This is a genomic window from Uliginosibacterium sediminicola (assembly GCF_039631295.1).
GTDB lineage: Bacteria > Pseudomonadota > Gammaproteobacteria > Burkholderiales > Rhodocyclaceae > Viridibacterium > Viridibacterium sediminicola.
In genome coordinates this window covers 641,890-658,177 of record NZ_JBDIVE010000001.1, presented here as the reverse complement: position 1 = coordinate 658,177, position 16,288 = coordinate 641,890, and the positions used below count along the sequence as shown (strand labels likewise).

The following is a 16,288-nucleotide window of genomic DNA, read 5'->3' as shown; positions in this document are numbered from 1 at the left end:
ACGCCATGAGTGCATTGCAGACCCAGCATAGCGCCTCGAAGGAAGACGCTGCGGCGGCGGGGCAGCGCCAGTATCTGATTTTTTCGCTCGGTGGCGAGAGCTTTGCGATCGACATCCTGCACATCAAGGAAATCATCGAGTTCAGCAGCTTGACGGAAGTCCCGCTGATGCCAGGTTTCATTCGCGGCGTGATCAATCTGCGTGGTGCGGTGGTGCCGGTGATCGATCTTTGTGCGCGTTTTGGTCGCGGACAGACTGAGGTCACCCGGCGGACCTGTATCGTCATCGTCGAATTGACCGACAAGGGCTCGGAAGAGCGCGCGATTCATGACATTGGTGTGATGGTCGATACGGTCAATGAGGTGGTCGATATCCCGAGCAGTGAGGTGGAGCCGCCGCCATCCTTCGGGGCGCAGATGCGCAGTGACTTCATCAGTGGCATGGGTAAGTACGGAGATGACTTTGTGATCATGCTCGAACTGGACACCGTGCTCTCGGTGGACGACATGAGCGCGCTGAGTGCCGATGTGGTGGGTAGCGCGCTGAGCCCGCTTTAGACAGCGCTATGCCATGGAGGGAAGTCGTGCTTTCCGTGTGCTGTCGTTCAGCTTGTCTGCGCCGGCGTGGAGTTGTGGCAGTCGCCAGTCTGCTACGCAGATGAAGGCCGCGCCGCCGAATGTGCTGGATGTGGTCATCGGACCCGGCGAGCTGTGCTTTGCCGACGCGCAGACGCGCATCCACACTGTATTGGGCTCCTGCGTCGCGATTACGGTCTGGCATCCGCAGCAATTGATCGGCGGCATGTGCCACTACGTCCTGCCGCAGCGTCCGCCGCAAAGCATGCGCAAACATGCGGTGGCCGATGCCTACTATGCCGATGATGCGGTGCGCATCCTGCTCGACGAAATCCGCCGTAGCAATACCCGCCTGGAGGATTATCGCGTCAAGTTGTTCGGTGGCGGTGCGATGTTTCCCGGGCTTTCCACCGGCAATGGCGTGGATGCGGCGCATGAGATGCTCGATGTCGCCAGTCGCAACGTAGCGGCGGCGCGCGAGTTGGTTGAGCGCAATGGCATGCAGCTGGTGGCCGAGCATGTCGGCGGAGCCGGGCATCGGAAGGTGATCTTCGACGTGTGGAGCGGCGACGTCTGGGTGCAGCACAGTGCGCCGCCACAGCGCGGCTGAAACAGTGGTTTTGCGCTTGATCATATAACTGCCCTTTGCGTCGGCTTCGCGCCGGGTGCTGCTCATGGCATCATCTGCCGTTCCCAATCTGCGTTTCCGGAGTCCATGCAATTCAAACGCCCCCCGACTATCCGTGAAGTTGCTGCTGCGGCAGGTGTGTCGATTGCCACGGTGTCGAAGTTCATCAACGGCCAGCAACGTTTCTCGCCCGAGGTTGAGGAGCGTTTGCGCCAGGCGATTGCCACCCTCGGTTACCGCCTCAATCCGCAGGCCCGCAGCATGGTGACCGGCCGTACGCGTAGCTTCGGTCTGGCCGTGCTGGATATCCGCAATCCGCATTTTGCCAATATCGTCAAGGGCGCCAACCGGGTTGCGCTGGAGTCCGATTACAGTCTGCTGGTGGTCGATCTCGAAGAGCGGCCGACGCATGAGCGCAGCTTGCTTGAAGCACTCTCCTCGCGCGTGGATGGTCTCATCGTCAGCTCACGCATTCCCGATGATTCGATTGCCTGGCTGGCCGAGCTGGGCAAGCCGGTGGTCTTGTTTGGCCAGCGCCCACGCCCCGATATTCGCTGCGTGCGCACGGATGGTTATCGCGGCGCCTATCTGCTCAGCCAGCACTTGCTCAAAGGTGGGCGCAAGCGCGTGGCCTATCTGGGCTTTCCCAATGCACGCTGGAATGCGGAGCGTCTGACCGGTTTGCGTAGTGGCATGTCCGAGCAAGGCCACACGGTCAGTGAGTTCGCAGTCGAATGGCCGACCATGGATGGTGGCCAGCAGGCTGCTGCGGCGATTCTGGCAGCCCAGCCGCGCCCGGATGCGGTGGTCGCCTACAACGATCTGGTCGCCATCGGCTTCATGAGCGAGGCGACGCGTCTGGGCGTCAAGGTGCCGGACGACATCGCGGTGGCCGGCTTTGACGACATTCCGGTCGCGCGCCATATGCATCCGGCGCTGACCACCGTGAACATGCGCAGCGAAGAGCAGGGCGAAGCGGCCATGCGCCTGCTGCTCGATGCGCTGCGCGACAAGAGCATGACTGGGGACGACATTCTGTTTGAGCCGCAGCTCATCCCGCGTGCGTCCACGGCGCCGCTCAAGTCCTGATCATTTGCTGAAGAACCATTGCTGCGGCAGGGCCGGCCCTGGGTTGGGGTAGGTCCAGCTGACCAGCATCTGCTCGTAGACGTTGTGCAGCTTGAGGCTGTGGATCGCCGAATCGCTGGGTGAGCGGATCACGCCGATGATCTCGAACTCATCTGCGGCGATGGCCAGCAGTTCCTTGAACAGGCTCTCGGCTTCAGCGCTGCTGCGTGCCAGCTGCCACTTCTCGTAGAGCTCCATGCGCCGCTTCATGCTCGGCGTGGGCTCTTCACCTTGCTTGCCTGCCGACAGGAACCAGCGCGCCCAGGGCAGGCTCATGCGCGACTCCTGCGGATTGACGGCGACCACGGCGCGCGGGTTCATCGTCACGTCCATGCCGCCGGGCACGATGTCCACGCTGATGTCGTAGTCATTGTTGTTGGCGCGGTCGTAGAACAGCGAGCGTTCGGAAGAGAGGATCTGCAGCTCGATACCCAGCCTGGCCCATTGCTTGCGGATCAGCTCCAGCGCATCGATCTGCTGGGTCTGCGCCACCGAGACGATGCTGGCCAGGCTGACGCGTCCGCCGTCCGGATAGAGGCGGAAGCCATCGGCATCGCGCTTGGCGAGGCCCAGCTTGTCGAGCAGGGCGTTGGCATTGGCGCTCTCGTGCTGCAGGTACTGGGTGGCGAGGCGCTCGTTGTACCAGCGCGACTGCTTGAGCGGCCCGATCTGCCAGGGGATGCCGAGTCCCAGATACACGATGTCGCTGATTTCCTTGCGATCGATGCCCAGCGACAGGGCGATGCGGAAATCCTTTGCGCGGATCAGCCGGCGCAGCTTGTCGTTCTTGGTCGAATGATTGAGCCACAGGCCGACCGAATTGGCGCCGGTGCCGGGCAGACTCATCACCTTGTAACCTGCCTTGGCGGCATTCTCGGCCAGCACCGGACGATTCTGGATGCCGAAGATGTGGCGATGCTGGTAGTCGAGCTGGCCATTGATCGCTGCCAGCACGATGGTCTCGACTTCCGAGATCACCTGCAGCTGTACGCGGTCGATATATGGCAATTGCTGCCCGGCGCTATCGACCTGCCAGAAGTACGGATTGCGTTCGAGCACCACGCGCGTGGCATTGGCGCGATACGGCTCGCGAATCACCCAGGGGTCCAGGCTCGGGCGCTCGGCATTGCCCCAGCGCGAAGGCGTCTCGATATCGCCGCATTTGAGGCGCATCAGCGTCGGCCAGTCCTTGGCGTTTTCGCGCGTGATCAGCTCGGCGAGCTTGCTGTTGTAGGCCGGGTGAAACTGCGAGCAATACTTCTTCTGGTAGAGCAGGGGATGCTGTCCGGTCGGCGCTGCGAGCTGATCGAGGAAGGACAGATTGGGGCCGGCAAACTTGAAAGACACTGTGTAGTCGTCGATCTTGCTGACCCGCGCGGGCTGATCGCGCAGCATGTACTGGTCCGGCGGCAGGCTGAAGAACTGCTTGTTGTAGACCAGATCATTCATCGCGAACAGCACGTCGTCGGCGCTCAGGGGCGATCCGTCCGACCAGCGCGTGCCACGCCGCAGCTTGAAGATGTATTCCGAACCGTCGGCGCTGAGGGTCCAGCTCTCGGCGAGATTGGGCAGCACCTTGTTGAAATCCATCGACCAGCGCACCAGGCCCTGGCTGCCGACGATGCGCAGGATGCTGTTGTGGTCGGCATTGCTGCGCATTGCGGTGCGCAGGGTGCCGCCGAAGCTGCCCTTGCGCTCCAGCGGCGTGATGCGTTCCGGCTCGGCCGGCAGGCGCTTGTCGACGGCTTCAAGCTGGCCGCTGCGCACGGCTGCATCGAGCGTCGGTGCCTGGCTGTACACGGCTGCGCTGGCACTGCCTTGCAGCAGCAAGAGCGCGAGCGCCCAGCCAGGTTGAATCAAGCGTGTCAGGTCCATCTACTGTCTCCTGTAGGGCGTCTGCCCGCCTGGCTATCATGCGGTGGCGTGCGCAAGCTGGCAAACCGTTTCATTGTCCGGCGCAGCCCGTTTCTGGATTGGGCTGCGTGATGATCGGTCGCCGCCGGCGCAAGCGCGGGCGCTTGTGGCCAGCGTTGTGGGTATGCAAAGCCAAAGTAAAACGTTTAACTAGCGAAGTCAAGTCAGTGTCTTCCACAGCATAAGCAGGCTCGCCGCGCGGACCTATTGCGGGAAGTGCTCAGGCCTGTGCCTGGGCGATCACGCAGGATGAAGCAGGATGGGAGGCGAAGTGGAAGACAAAAAAATGGGCCACCTTGGGTGGCCCGACAAACAGACTGAGGAGGACACAAAACACGAGCTTGCACAACAATCAACTCGCTCATTGGAGTCGATCTCATGCATATTGGTTCCCGGGCAGGCGCCTTACATGGCGCCTGCCCTTTTGTACGGCGTATGAGGGTTTATTTACCCGTCGGCAAAGCCACGAAGGCACGCCCTTCGCCGCGCTGGATCAGTAGCAGGATCTTGTCGCCGCTGCTGGCCACCAGCTTGCGCAGAGCTTCGCGGCTGGTGACCGGCTCGTCATTGGCCAGCAGGATCACGTCACCCGAGCGCAGGCCTGCCTTGGCTGCCGCACCGCTGGTTTGTTCGATCAGCAGGCCGCCATCGACATCAAGCTTGCGCGCTTCTTGCGCTTGCAGCGGACGCACTTGCAGGCCCAGCTTCTCGAAAGGCTTGTTGCCCTTGTCGTCGGCGGTGTCCTTGTCTTCGGTTTCAGCCTTGGCGGCGGTGTCGGTGCCCAGCGTGGCCTTCAGCTCGACGATGGCTTTCTTGCGCCAGACCTTGAGCTTGACCGTTTCGCCGGGGCGGCGTTCGCCGATCAGGCTGCGCAGATCGCTCTCATCGCTGACCTTCTTGCCATCGACTTCGAGAATCACGTCGCTGAGCTTGAGGCCGGCCTTGTCGGCGGCTGAACCCTTGCGAACGCTGGTCACGGCGGCGCCATCAGGCTTGTCGAGACCGAGGTTCTTGGCCAGATCGGCATCGACCGGCTGGAAGGTGATGCCCAGCAGGCCGCGTGAGACCTTGCCGTCCTTCTGCAGCTGATCCTTGACCTTCATCGCCACGTCGATCGGGATCGCCAGCGAGATGCCGGCGTAGGAGGCCTGGCCGCTGTTGTTGATCAGACGTGAGTTGATGGCGATGACCTCGCCATTCATGTTGAACAGCGGGCCACCCGAATTACCGGGATTGATCGCCACGTCGGTCTGGATGAAGGGCACGAAGCTCTCGTCAGGCAGGCGACGCGCCTTGGCACTGATGATGCCGGCGGTCACCGTGTTCTCCAGGCCCAGCGGCGAGCCGACCGCGATCACCCATTCGCCGACGCGCGCCTTGTCCGGATCGCCAATCTTCAGCGCAGGCAGATCCTTGGCGTCGATCTTGAGCAGGGCGACGTCGGTGCGTTCGTCCGAGCCGACCACCTTGGCCTTAAACTCACGCTTGTCGCTGAGCTTGACCGTCACCTCGGTGGCGCCATCGACTACGTGGTGATTGGTCATCACATAGCCGTCGCTGCTGATGATGAAGCCTGAGCCCACACCACGGGTGATGCGCTCAGGCTGCTTGCCGCCACGCGGCGTCGGGATGCCCTGGAAACGGCGGATGAAGTCGAAGAAAGGATCGTCGGCAAAGGGATCGGCCTCGTTGCCGCCTTTGCTGACGCTGGTGACACTGACATTGACCACGGAGGGACCGACGTGCTGGACGAGGTCCGCAAAATCCGGCAGTGCGACGCGTGCGGCAGGAGCGCTGCTGACTGCAGCAGCAGGGCTGCTCGCGTGGGAATTCTTGATCCCCGAATCCTGTAGGCAACCGGCGAAGGCGATGGCTGCGACGCCCGCCACGAGTGCGCTGCGGGAAAGGTTCCACTGCATTTTCAAGTCTCCATTCGGTGAATGATGGGGTGATGACATGGATCGCAGCGCCGGCACACAGTTCCAGCGCATAACAATCGATTACAAAGTGGGGACAAAACAGCGCAATTCAATCTCCCCCTGTAGACCGACGCAGATCAAAGCTTTCGCAGCGTGTGGGGCTACAATAAACTTGCGCCACATTTGTTGTTTCGATTGATTTTCTCAATGAAGGCTTATGCCCGAGCTGCCGCAGGAGGCCTGCTGTGACCCTGACCGATTTGCGCTATATCGTTGCCCTCGCGCAGGAACGTCACTTTGGCCGCGCGGCCGAGAAGTGCCATGTCAGCCAGCCGACGCTGTCGGTATCTGTCAAAAAGCTTGAAGAGCAGCTGGGCGTGCTGCTGTTCGAACGCAGCGCTGCCGATGTCAAGGTGACCGAGATCGGCCGCCAGATCGTCGATCAGGCCGAACGCGTGCTGCGTGAGTCGAGCCAGATCCGCGACATCGCCGAGGCCGGCAAGGACCCGCTGGCTGGACCGCTGCGCATTGGCGTGATCTACACCATCGGGCCGTATCTGCTGCCCTCGCTGATTCCGCTGCTGGCCGAGCGTGCGCCGCGCATGCCGCTGGTGATCCAGGAAAACTACACCGCACGCCTGTCCGAGGCACTCAAGCGCGGTGACATCGACGTAGCGATCCTGGCGCTGCCCTTTGTCGAGCAGGGCATCGTCACCCAGCCGATCTATGACGAACCTTTCCGCGTGCTGATGCCGGCCGCCCACCCTTGGGCCGATTCGCGCGAGATCAGCTCCGAGCAGCTGCACGAAGAGCCGCTGTTATTGCTTGGCGCAGGCAATTGTTTCCGCGATCAGGTGCTCGAAGTCTGCCCGCGTTGCTCGCATGGCTCCGGCCTGCAGAAAACCATGGAAGGCAGTTCGCTGGAAACCATCAGGCATATGGTGGCGACCGGTCTGGGCGTCACCATCCTGCCCAGCAGCGCGGCCGATCCCCTGCGCGAGACGCAGAAGCTGGTGGCGGTGCGCAAGTTTGCGACGCCGGAGCCTTCACGCCGCATTGCACTGGCCTGGCGTGTTACCTATCCGCGTACCAAGGTCATCGACTTGCTGCGTGCGGCGATTCTCGACAGCCGTTTGCCGGGCGTAACGGTCGTGCGCTGAGGCCGTTTTGCGCCAACTCAAAATCTATTGATAATTTGATCAATTAATACGATTGGCCATGTCTCTCTTGCTTTCGTAGGATGCAGTCATTGCGGTGCAGCAAGTTGGCTGCAGACCGAGCAAGTGAAAAGAGAGGTACATCATGGCCCCCAGTTTTGAAATTTTTGATCTTGGCCTTCATCGTCGCGCCTTCCACAGCGCTGCTGACCGTGAGCGCGCAGGTTATGTCGCCGAGCTGACCGGTGCAGACTTCAACCCGATGCGTAGCCAATCCAACGGCGAAACCGTGGGTGAGCTGCTGGCCGAGCGCGTCTTCCAGTTCGACATGAGCTGATGCTTCACCGCAGGCCTTTCCGCAGAGCGGACGGGCCTGCTGTATTTCACGACGCGCGGTTTAGCGCGTCGTTGCGGCAAGTTGCTCAAGCAAGGCCAGCCGTACTGCGGTGATGACGCTGTCCCATTCGCCAGCTTTTTGTTGGCGGAACAGTTTGATGACTTCGGGATACCAGGGCGAGTCGCTGCGCTGGTTCAGCCAGCGCCAGTCGGTCTTGTAATCGGGCAATAACACCCAGCACGGTTTGCCGAGCGAAGCCGCGAGATGCGCGACCGCGGTGTCGACGCAGATCAGCAAGTCAAGATTCATGATGATCGCTGCCGTGTCGGCGAAGTCCTGAATCGAAGGCGCCAGATCATGTATCCACGTGCCCCTTGGCGCCTTGGCGACTTCGTCTTCACCTGCGCCTTTTTGCAGGCTGAAGAAGTTGATGCCAGGCAGTTCGATCAGCGTGCGCAAACTGTCCAGTGAGGGCAGGGAACGCTGCGCATCGTTCTCGAAGCGCGGATTGCCGCGCCATACCAAACCGACCCGCAAACCGACCCGCAAGCCCACCGGCAAATCTGCGCTGCCTGTCAGCGCAGAGATCTGCCGTGCACGCTCGGCAATGTCATCAGCATCGGCGTGCAGATAAGGCAGCTCTGCCGGCAAGTTGTCGAGTCGGCTCTGGCAGTAATACGGCAAACTCAGTGCGGGCACCCATACATCCCAGTCCGGTGTGGGCAGGGCGGCATCGAGCGGCAGTACCACGTCAATATCCGCAGCCTGGCTAAACAAGCGCTGCAGCGCTGGATGACAAAGAATGCTGACCCGCGTAGCGCCTAGCGCTTTGAGCGAGCGGGCGTAACGGCAGAACTGGATCATGTCGCCATGGCCCGCTTCGATGCCGATCAGCACGCGCTTGCCCTGCAGCGATTCGCCGCGCCAGCGCGGGCTGGCGAGCAGTGCATCGAGCTGCGCGTACCAGTCGCGCCACTCGAAGTGCGCCCAACCCTCTTCGTAGCGTCCCGCGCGCAGCAAGAGATAGGCGAAGTTGAAATGCGCCGTGGCGTAATCCGGCTGCAACTGCAGCGCCTGCCGATAACACTGTTCGGCTTCCGCATCGCGGCGCAGGCAGGCGAGCAGCACGCCGAGATTGGACCAGGCCACGGCATTGCGCGCATCGATCTGCAAGGCGCGCCGGTAGCAGGCTTCCGCTTCGTCATGACGCATCTGCTCGGCAAGCAGTGCGCCCAGATTCAGGTGGGTCTGCGCTTGCTGCGGCTGCCAGCGCAGACTGGTGATATACGCTTCTTCGGCTGCGCACCGCTCGCCGAGCTGTTCCAGCGCAAAACCCAGATTGGCGTGCGCCTCGGCAAACTCCGGCCAGAGCAGGATGGCCTGGCGCAGGCGAGTGGCTGCTGCGGCGAATTCTCGTGCAACGAGCAGCGCGCTGCTCTCCTCAAAGAGCTTGCGTGCGGCGATCTGTGCAGACGTCATCGGCGTGTTGCGCCTAGTTCTGCGCGGCCCGGGCGGCGCTTTCATGCTGCTGCGCGAGTGCCGTGTAGGCGCCGGTCTGCAACATGATCTTGCCGACATGCGCGCTGGATTCCATCAGCGCGTGAGCCGCTGCGGCCTCTTGCAGCGCAAAGCTGCGGAAGATCTGCGGGCGGATCTTGCCGGCGGCGAGCAAGGGCCACACCTGCGCCTCCAGTTCGGCGGCGATGCTGGCTTTGTCGGCGACACTGCGCGCGCGCAGGGTCGAGCCCGTGTGTGTGAGGCGCTTGACGAGCAGCAGGCCGAAGTTGATCTCGCGCGCGACGCCTTGCTGGATGCCGATCTGCACGATGCGGCCGTCCATCGCCGCGGCCGCGTAATTCCGGGCAACGTAGTCGCCGGCGATCAGGTCGACGATGACGTCCGCGCCACGCCCGCCAGTGATGCGCTTGGTCTCGGCAACAAAATCCTGCTCGCGGTAATTGATTGCGGCATCGGCACCGAGTGCCTGCGCCGCCGCACATTTCTCAGCTGAACCGACGGTGACGATGACCTGCGCGCCGAAGGCCTTGGCGAGCATCGTCGCGACCGTGCCGATACCCGAGGTGCCACCGTGAATCAGCACGCTCTCGCCGGCCTTGAGCTGGCCGCGCTGGAACAGATTGGTCCACACCGTGAAAAAGGTTTCCGGCAGTGCCGCTGCTTCGAGCAGGCTCAGGCCGGTCGGCACCGGCAGCGCATTGCGCTCGTGCACCACGCAGTATTCGGCGTAGCCGCCGCCGGCGACCAGGGCGCAGACGAAGTCCCCCACGCGATAGCACGTGACGTCGGCTCCCACGGCGACGACCTGGCCAGCAAACTCCAATCCCGGAATCGGCGAAGCGCCCGCAGGTGGCGGATAGCTGCCCAGGCGCTGGAAGACATCCGGCCGATTGACGCCAGCAGCAGCCACCTGGACGAGGATTTCACCCGCGCCCGGTACGGGCAGCGGATGACTGGCGGCCACCAGCACCTCCGGTCCGCCGGGCTCGCGGATGTCGATGGCGTGCATGGTGTCGGGCAGGGCGTCGAGATGTGCGGACATATGTGTAGCGTGACTGGCTGTGGTTCAGACACACATTGTGCGCCATGCCGCTGCGGGGTGCAGCAGCGGCTTGGCGTGTGCTCAGGCCACGATCTGGATGCTGCGTCGCGCACCGAGGCTGGCCAGGCGCTCGAGCATACCCAGCAGTTCGGTGCGGAAACTTGCATTGCCCGCCAGCTCGGCGGGGAATATTTCGCGCAGGTCGAGCAAGCTGTTCATCAGCACCACATTGTCGCCGCCTGACTGGCTGGCGAGGTCACCCAGTCGCGCAGCCATCGGGTCGCTGATCTCGTAGCTTGAGCTGCTGTCGGTGCGGCGCAGCAGAAAGCGCATCCAGGCGGCAACGCCCAGCGCCAGGCGCGAGAACGAAGCGCCAGCGGCAATGCGATCCGCAATCGTGCCGAGCAGGCGCGGCGGCAGCTTGAGACTGCCGTCGGCTGCGATCTGCATGGTTTTGTGCTTGAGCGCCGGATTGGCGTAGCGCTGCAGAAGCTGGTCTCGGTAGGCAAGGCGGTCAAAGCTGTCCGGCAGGCTCAGCGTCGGCAAGATCTCTTCCGTCATCATGTTGCGGATCAGCGCGTGCAGATCGGGGTCGGCAATGGCGCGATCAACCGTTTCGAAACCGCCCAGCACGCCCAGATAAGCCATTGTCGAGTGGGTACCGTTGAGCATGCGCAGCTTGGCCAGCTCGTATGGCGTGACGTCGTCGACGAGCATCGCGCCAACGCGCTCCCAGGCCGGGCGCCCGAGCGGGAACTTGTCTTCGATGACCCATTGGCGGAACGACTCGGTGGGCACTGGCCAGGCGTCGTAGTAACCGGTGGCGCTGCTGACTGCGGCGCGATCTTCATCGGTGGTGGCGGGCACGATGCGGTCGACCATGGTGCTGGGGAAGGCGACTTCCGCGGCAATCCACTCGGCCAGTTCGGCATCCAGCGCTTGCGCAAATTGCACCACCACCTGGCGCAGGACGTGGCCGTTGTGGGCGAGGTTGTCGCAGGACAGCACGGTGAAGGGATTGCTGCGCCGTGCGCGGAGTGCGGCGACCAGCAGGCCCGGGACGCTGCTGGGCGAGTCGGGGTGCTGCAGATCGTGTTCGATGGCTGGATGCTGGAAGTCCAGGCCGCCCGTGCGGGCGTCGTAGCAATAGCCCTTTTCGGTGACGGTCAGCGACACGATGCGCACCTGCGGGGCGCGCAGCAAAGCCATCAGCTCATCTCGCTGGCGCGGCGCTACCAGCACCTGGCGGATGGCGCGCACGATCTGGATGCGTTCGCTGTCCCGGTCGCGCGTCAGCACGGAGTAGAGCATGTCCTGCGGCGCCAGTGCCTCCTGCATGGCCGGGTGGTCGCGCAGGGTGACGCCGCAGATGGCCCAATCGCCGCCGGCAGCGAGCATGGCCTCCTCGGTATAGACCGCCTGATGCGCGCGATGAAAGCTACCCAGACCCAGATGGACGATACCGATGGCGGGTGAGCCCAGCTCACCGCCGAGCAGTCGGTTGGCCTGAGCGGGCAGTTGCAATGCATCGAGACGCGGGTAAGCGCTGTTCATGGAGGTCATCCTTTGGCGTGATGGGCAGGCAGCTGGCGCTGCTGTAAAAGTGCTTGAGCAAACTGATATGTTAGTATATCGTAAATAAAACGCCGCGTTCAGCGGATAAAAATCTGTGTTCGGGCCCGTCGTGCAAAGCCTGCGCAGGACACACAAGGAGTCGCCATGAAGATTACCCACGCCGAAGTCATTCTGACCTGTCCGGGGCGGAACTTCGTCACCCTGAAAATCGTGACCGACCAGGGCGTTTATGGTCTGGGCGATGCCACCCTCAACGGCCGCGAGCTGTCGGTCGCTTCCTATCTGCGTGATCACGTCTGCCCGCTGCTGATCGGCCGCGATCCCGGCAAGATCGAAGATACCTGGCAATACCTCTACAAGGGCGCTTACTGGCGCCGTGGTCCGGTGACCATGTCGGCCATTGGCGCGGTCGACATGGCGCTGTGGGACATCAAGGGCAAGATGGCCAATATGCCGGTCTATCAGCTGCTGGGTGGCGCTTCGCGTGAGCATGTGATGGTCTATAGCCACGCTACCGGCCGCGACATTCCGGAAACCCTGGACGCTTTTGCCAAGTATCAGGACAAGGGCTTCAAGGCGATCCGCGCGCAATGCGGCGTGCCGGGCATGAAGTCGGTGTACGGCGTCTCCAAGGGCGGCGCCTACGAACCGGCCACCAAGGGCTGGCCCGAGGAGCAGGTGTGGTCGACCGAGAAATACCTCGACTACGTGCCCAAGCTGTTTGACGCCGTGCGTGAGCGCTTCGGCTTCGACACCCACCTGCTGCACGACGTGCACCACCGCCTGACGCCGATCGAAGCGGCGCGGCTGGGCAAGTCCATCGAAGACTATCGACTGTTCTGGATGGAAGACCCGACACCGGCCGAGAACCAGGAAGCGTTCCGCCTGATCCGCCAGCACACCGTCACACCGATTGCCGTCGGCGAGATCTTCAACAGCATCTGGGACTGCAAGCAACTCATCGAAGAGCAGCTGATCGACTACATCCGCGCCACCATCACGCATGCCGGCGGCATCACGCACATGCGCCGCATCGCTGACTTTGCGGCCATGTACCAGGTGCGAACCGGCAGTCATGGCGCATCAGATTTGTCGCCGATATGCATGGGCGCCGCCCTGCACTTCGACCTCTGGGCGCCGAATTTCGGAATGCAGGAGTACATGGGCTATCACCCGGAAACCATGGATGTCTTCAAGTGCGCCTGGACCTACAAGGACGGCTTCATGCATCCGGGCGAGGCGCCAGGTCTGGGGGTCGAGATCGACGAAGCGCTCGCAGCCAAGTATCCCTACGAGAGCGCTTATTTGCCGGTGGCGCGACTCGAAGATGGAACGCTCTGGAATTGGTAGTTCAGCACGACGACGTTTGACGCAATTGATGTGCACGACGGCCATTCCGACACGTCGTGCATGCCAGCGATGAGGCCCAGGTACTCAGGATAAGGGCACCGTACCTCATATCTATCCGTATCACATAAGGAGGTAGGCAATGAAATTCACCCGCAGACAGTTCAACTTCGCCGCCATGGCGGCCGCGATCATGGCCGCCAGCGCAATGAACCCGGCCGCAGCGCAGACGGCCGAGTTCAGCTTCCGTTACGGCACCGCTTTCCCCGCTGACCACCCGGGTGCGGTGCGCATGGTCGAAGCAGCGGAAGCGATCAAGAAAGAATCCAAGGGTCGCATCGACATCAAGGTCTTCCCGCAAAGCCAGCTGGGTAGCGAACCGGACATGATTTCGCAGGTGCGCTCGGGCGCGCTGCAGTTCATGTCCACGGCCGGAACCAACCTGCAAACGATGGTGCCGGTGGCGGGTATCAACGGTGTGGCCTTTGCATTCAAGGACTACAACACGGTGTGGGCGGCGATGGACGGCGAGCTCGGCGGCTATGTGCGCAGCCAGCTGCTCAAGGCCAATCTGTATGCCTTCGACAAGGTGCTCGACAACGGCTATCGCAATATCACCACGGCGACCAAGCCCATCAACACACCCGCAGATCTGAGCAACTTCAAGATTCGCGTGCCGGGCATTCCGCTGTGGATTTCGATGTTCAAGGCGCTGGGCGCTGCACCGACCTCGATCAATTTCGGCGAGCTGTACTCGGCGCTGCAGACCAAGATTGTGGATGGTCAGGAAAATCCGCTGGCCCTGATCCAGAGCGCCAAGCTCTATGAAGTTCAGAAGTATGTGTCGATGACCGGCCACACCTGGGATGGTCACTACATCTTTACCAATGCCAAGTTCTTCCAGGGTCTGCCCAAGGATGTGCAGGAGATCATCTCGCGCAACTTCGCCGCGGCGGCCATCAAGGAGCGCAAGGATATTGCTGATCTCAACAGCCATCTCGAAGGCGAGCTGAAGAAGTTGGGCTTGAACTTCAACTATCCGGACAAGAAGCCCTTTGTCGACACGCTGCGTGCCAACGGCTTCTACAAGGACGCCAAGGAGAAGTTCGGACCGGAAGGCTGGGCCAAGCTGGAAAAATACTCGGGCCCTCTCTGATATACGGATGACATGTCGCTCTGCCCGTTCCCCGGCGCCTGCGCCGGGAACTGCAGGCGGGCGAACATCACCTGCCCGGATCAAGCCATCCGTCGGTACTGGAGTACTTCATGCAAACAATCGAACTGAGCACGCCCCTGCCTGCTGAACGGCCGGGCGTGGCGATGCTGAGCAATCTGATCGCCAAGCTGACCGAGATACCGGCAGCCATTCTGGTCGTCACCGAAATCCTGATTCTGATCATCGGGACCAGCGCACGCTACTTCTTCCATCATCCGCTGACCTGGACGGATGAGCTGGCCTCCATCCTGTTCCTCTGGCTGGCCATGCTCGGTTCGGTGATCGCGCTGCGGCGTGGTTCGCACATGCGGCTGACGACCTTCGTCAACAAGATGTCGCCGGACAAGCGCGCCTGGATGGAAGTTTTCACCATGGTGCTGGCGACGACCTTTCTGCTCTTCGTGCTGTGGCCCGCTTACGAGCATTTTGACGAAGGCTTGATCGTCAGTACGCCGACCATGGAAATCAACGAGGGCTGGCGCCTGGGTGCTGTTGTCGTCGGCGTGGTGATGATGCTGGTCACCGCCATCGACAAGCTCTTCGAGCGCGCGACCCTGCGCCAGTTTGCCAGCGCGCTGGCCCTGGTGGCCCTGATCGGCGCGGTGATGTGGTGGTGCAAACCCTATTTTGGCGCCTTGGGCCATATCAACCTGCTGATCTTCTTTGTCGGCATCGTTTTGTCGTGCGTGGTGATGGGCGTGCCGATTGCTTTTGCCTTCGGCCTGGCGACGCTGTGTTTCCTCTCATTCACGACCAGCATTCCGCTGTCCATCGTGCCCAATCGCATGACCGAGGGTATGTCGTCCTTGATCCTGCTGGCCGTGCCCTTGTTCGTCTTCCTCGGTTCGCTGATCGAGATGGCCGGGCTGTCGCGCGCCATGATCAACTTCCTGCTGGCGCTGATCGGGCATGTGCGCGGTGGCCTGCAATACGTGCTGCTGGGCGCGATCTATCTGGTCTCCGGCATCTCCGGCGCCAAGGTCGCGGACATGGCCGCCGTCGCACCGGCCTTGTTCCCGGAGATGAAGAAACGCGGCAACGACGAGGGCGACCTGATCGGCCTGCTGTCGGCCTCCGGTGCCATGTCCGAAACTATTCCGCCCAGCCTGGTGCTGATCGCCATCGGCTCGGTGACGGGGGTGTCGATTGCATCCTTGTTCACCGGCGGTTTGCTGCCGGCCGTGGTGGGCATGCTGTGCATGTGCGTGGTGGTGTACTTCCAGACCCGCAACGAGAACATGGATGGCGTGACGCGCGCCAGCGGCGCACAGATCGGCAAGGCCTTCCTGATTGCCGTGCCGGCGCTGGCCTTGCCCTTCGTCATCCGCACGGCCGTGGTTGAAGGTGTGGCGACGGCGACCGAGGTGTCGACGATTGGCGTGGTCTACACCCTGATCGTCGGCCCGCTGGTGTACGGCCGCTTTGATCTCAAGCGCCTTTATCCGGTGTTGCTCGACACCGCCTGTTTGTCCGGCGCGATCCTGCTCATCATCGGCTGTGCTACTGCCATGTCATGGGCATTGACGCAGTCGGGCTTCTCGCAGCAGCTGGTGCAGATCATGACCGCTGTGCCGGGTGGCAAGCTGGGCTTCATTGCCATCTCGGCGATTGCCTTTGTCATTCTTGGCAGTGTGCTCGAAGGTATCCCGGCGATTGTGCTGTTCGGACCCTTGCTGTTTCCGGTGGCGCGCATCATCGGCGTCAATGAAGTGCACTACGCCATGGTGGCGATCTTCTCGATGGGCCTGGGCTTGTTCTCGCCGCCCTTCGGTGTTGGCTTCTATGCCGCCTGTGCGGTGGGCAAGGTCTCACCGGACCGTGCCATTGGTCACGTCTGGCCCCATCTGGGCGCACTGTTTGTCGCGCTGCTGTTGCTGATCCTCTTCCCGTGGCTGTCGATCGGCTTCTTGTGAGCATGAAGGAATACGGGGC

Annotated in this window: 13 protein-coding genes; 8 read left to right on the top strand and 5 right to left on the bottom strand. The window is 62.2% G+C overall.

Features of this window, described 5'->3' with window-relative positions:
• The first annotated feature begins 5 nt into the window (after positions 1-5).
• The 3 genes from ABDB84_RS03120 (at position 6) to ABDB84_RS03110 (ending at position 2,292) form a co-directional block, all read left to right on the top strand.
• Positions 6-557 (top strand): chemotaxis protein CheW, encoded by a 552-nt coding sequence (locus ABDB84_RS03120; protein WP_345918219.1) that lies wholly within the window; start codon positions 6-8, stop codon positions 555-557.
• Between the two features lie 13 nt (positions 558-570).
• Positions 571-1,185, top strand: coding sequence for a chemotaxis protein CheD (locus tag ABDB84_RS03115; protein ID WP_345918218.1), 615 nt, complete (start codon positions 571-573; stop codon positions 1,183-1,185).
• Positions 1,186-1,290: 105 nt separating this feature from the next.
• The gene (locus ABDB84_RS03110; protein WP_345918217.1) at positions 1,291-2,292 is read left to right on the top strand and encodes a LacI family DNA-binding transcriptional regulator; all 1,002 of its coding nucleotides are present in this window, start codon (positions 1,291-1,293) and stop codon (positions 2,290-2,292) included.
• Here the strand turns inward: ABDB84_RS03110 and ABDB84_RS03105 are convergent, their stop codons facing one another.
• Positions 2,293-4,206 carry an ABC transporter substrate-binding protein gene (locus tag ABDB84_RS03105; RefSeq protein WP_345918216.1) on the bottom strand — a complete coding sequence of 638 codons (1,914 nt, stop codon included), beginning with the start codon at positions 4,204-4,206 and terminating at the stop codon, positions 2,293-2,295.
• A gap of 482 nt (positions 4,207-4,688) precedes the next feature.
• Positions 4,689-6,164 (bottom strand): DegQ family serine endoprotease, encoded by a 1,476-nt coding sequence (locus ABDB84_RS03100; RefSeq protein ID WP_345918215.1) that lies wholly within the window; start codon positions 6,162-6,164, stop codon positions 4,689-4,691.
• Positions 6,165-6,409: 245 nt separating this feature from the next.
• Between ABDB84_RS03100 and ABDB84_RS03095 the strand changes: the two genes are divergently transcribed.
• Both ABDB84_RS03095 and ABDB84_RS03090 read left to right on the top strand, forming a co-directional pair.
• Positions 6,410-7,324: a hydrogen peroxide-inducible genes activator gene (locus ABDB84_RS03095; protein ID WP_345918214.1), complete on the top strand. Its 915-nt coding sequence runs from the start codon at positions 6,410-6,412 to the stop codon at positions 7,322-7,324.
• 142 nt (positions 7,325-7,466) lie between these two features.
• Complete coding sequence (locus ABDB84_RS03090) at positions 7,467-7,658, top strand: hypothetical protein (RefSeq protein WP_345918213.1); 192 nt, start codon at positions 7,467-7,469, stop codon at positions 7,656-7,658.
• A gap of 60 nt (positions 7,659-7,718) precedes the next feature.
• On the opposite strand, the gene ABDB84_RS03085 is transcribed toward ABDB84_RS03090, so the two are convergent.
• The 3 genes from ABDB84_RS03085 to ABDB84_RS03075 form a co-directional block, all read right to left on the bottom strand.
• Complete coding sequence (locus tag ABDB84_RS03085) at positions 7,719-9,137, bottom strand: tetratricopeptide repeat protein (protein ID WP_345918212.1); 1,419 nt, start codon at positions 9,135-9,137, stop codon at positions 7,719-7,721.
• Between the two features lie 13 nt (positions 9,138-9,150).
• Positions 9,151-10,218, bottom strand: coding sequence for an NAD(P)H-quinone oxidoreductase (locus ABDB84_RS03080; RefSeq protein WP_345918211.1), 1,068 nt, complete (start codon positions 10,216-10,218; stop codon positions 9,151-9,153).
• Positions 10,219-10,299: 81 nt separating this feature from the next.
• On the bottom strand, positions 10,300-11,772 hold the full coding sequence (locus ABDB84_RS03075) for a mannitol dehydrogenase family protein (RefSeq protein ID WP_345918210.1): 1,473 nt from the start codon (positions 11,770-11,772) through the stop codon (positions 10,300-10,302).
• A 165-nt stretch (positions 11,773-11,937) separates the two neighbouring features.
• Between ABDB84_RS03075 and manD the strand changes: the two genes are divergently transcribed.
• The 3 genes from manD to ABDB84_RS03060 all read left to right on the top strand — a co-directional run bounded on the left by manD (position 11,938) and on the right by ABDB84_RS03060 (position 16,269).
• Entirely contained in the window at positions 11,938-13,143 is a 1,206-nt protein-coding gene (gene manD, locus ABDB84_RS03070; protein WP_345918209.1) for a D-mannonate dehydratase ManD, read from the top strand.
• A 139-nt stretch (positions 13,144-13,282) separates the two neighbouring features.
• Complete coding sequence (locus tag ABDB84_RS03065) at positions 13,283-14,296, top strand: TRAP transporter substrate-binding protein (RefSeq protein WP_345918208.1); 1,014 nt, start codon at positions 13,283-13,285, stop codon at positions 14,294-14,296.
• Between the two features lie 110 nt (positions 14,297-14,406).
• On the top strand, positions 14,407-16,269 hold the full coding sequence (locus ABDB84_RS03060) for a TRAP transporter large permease (RefSeq protein WP_345918207.1): 1,863 nt from the start codon (positions 14,407-14,409) through the stop codon (positions 16,267-16,269).
• Positions 16,270-16,288 lie beyond the last annotated feature (19 nt).

What these genes read in the sequence shown, in the direction of transcription:
- ABDB84_RS03120 (WP_345918219.1), top strand. Translation starts at nt 6, where the DNA reads ATGAGTGCATTGCAGACCCAGCATAGCGCCTCGAAGGAAGACGCTGCG.
- ABDB84_RS03115 (WP_345918218.1), top strand. Translation starts at nt 571, where the DNA reads ATGGAGGGAAGTCGTGCTTTCCGTGTGCTGTCGTTCAGCTTGTCTGCG.
- ABDB84_RS03110 (WP_345918217.1), top strand. Translation starts at nt 1,291, where the DNA reads ATGCAATTCAAACGCCCCCCGACTATCCGTGAAGTTGCTGCTGCGGCA.
- ABDB84_RS03105 (WP_345918216.1), bottom strand. Translation starts at nt 4,206, where the DNA reads ATGGACCTGACACGCTTGATTCAACCTGGCTGGGCGCTCGCGCTCTTG.
- ABDB84_RS03100 (WP_345918215.1), bottom strand. Translation starts at nt 6,164, where the DNA reads ATGCAGTGGAACCTTTCCCGCAGCGCACTCGTGGCGGGCGTCGCAGCC.
- ABDB84_RS03090 (WP_345918213.1), top strand. Translation starts at nt 7,467, where the DNA reads ATGGCCCCCAGTTTTGAAATTTTTGATCTTGGCCTTCATCGTCGCGCC.
- ABDB84_RS03085 (WP_345918212.1), bottom strand. Translation starts at nt 9,137, where the DNA reads ATGACGTCTGCACAGATCGCCGCACGCAAGCTCTTTGAGGAGAGCAGC.
- ABDB84_RS03080 (WP_345918211.1), bottom strand. Translation starts at nt 10,218, where the DNA reads ATGTCCGCACATCTCGACGCCCTGCCCGACACCATGCACGCCATCGAC.
- ABDB84_RS03075 (WP_345918210.1), bottom strand. Translation starts at nt 11,772, where the DNA reads ATGAACAGCGCTTACCCGCGTCTCGATGCATTGCAACTGCCCGCTCAG.
- manD (WP_345918209.1), top strand. Translation starts at nt 11,938, where the DNA reads ATGAAGATTACCCACGCCGAAGTCATTCTGACCTGTCCGGGGCGGAAC.
- ABDB84_RS03065 (WP_345918208.1), top strand. Translation starts at nt 13,283, where the DNA reads ATGAAATTCACCCGCAGACAGTTCAACTTCGCCGCCATGGCGGCCGCG.
- ABDB84_RS03060 (WP_345918207.1), top strand. Translation starts at nt 14,407, where the DNA reads ATGCAAACAATCGAACTGAGCACGCCCCTGCCTGCTGAACGGCCGGGC.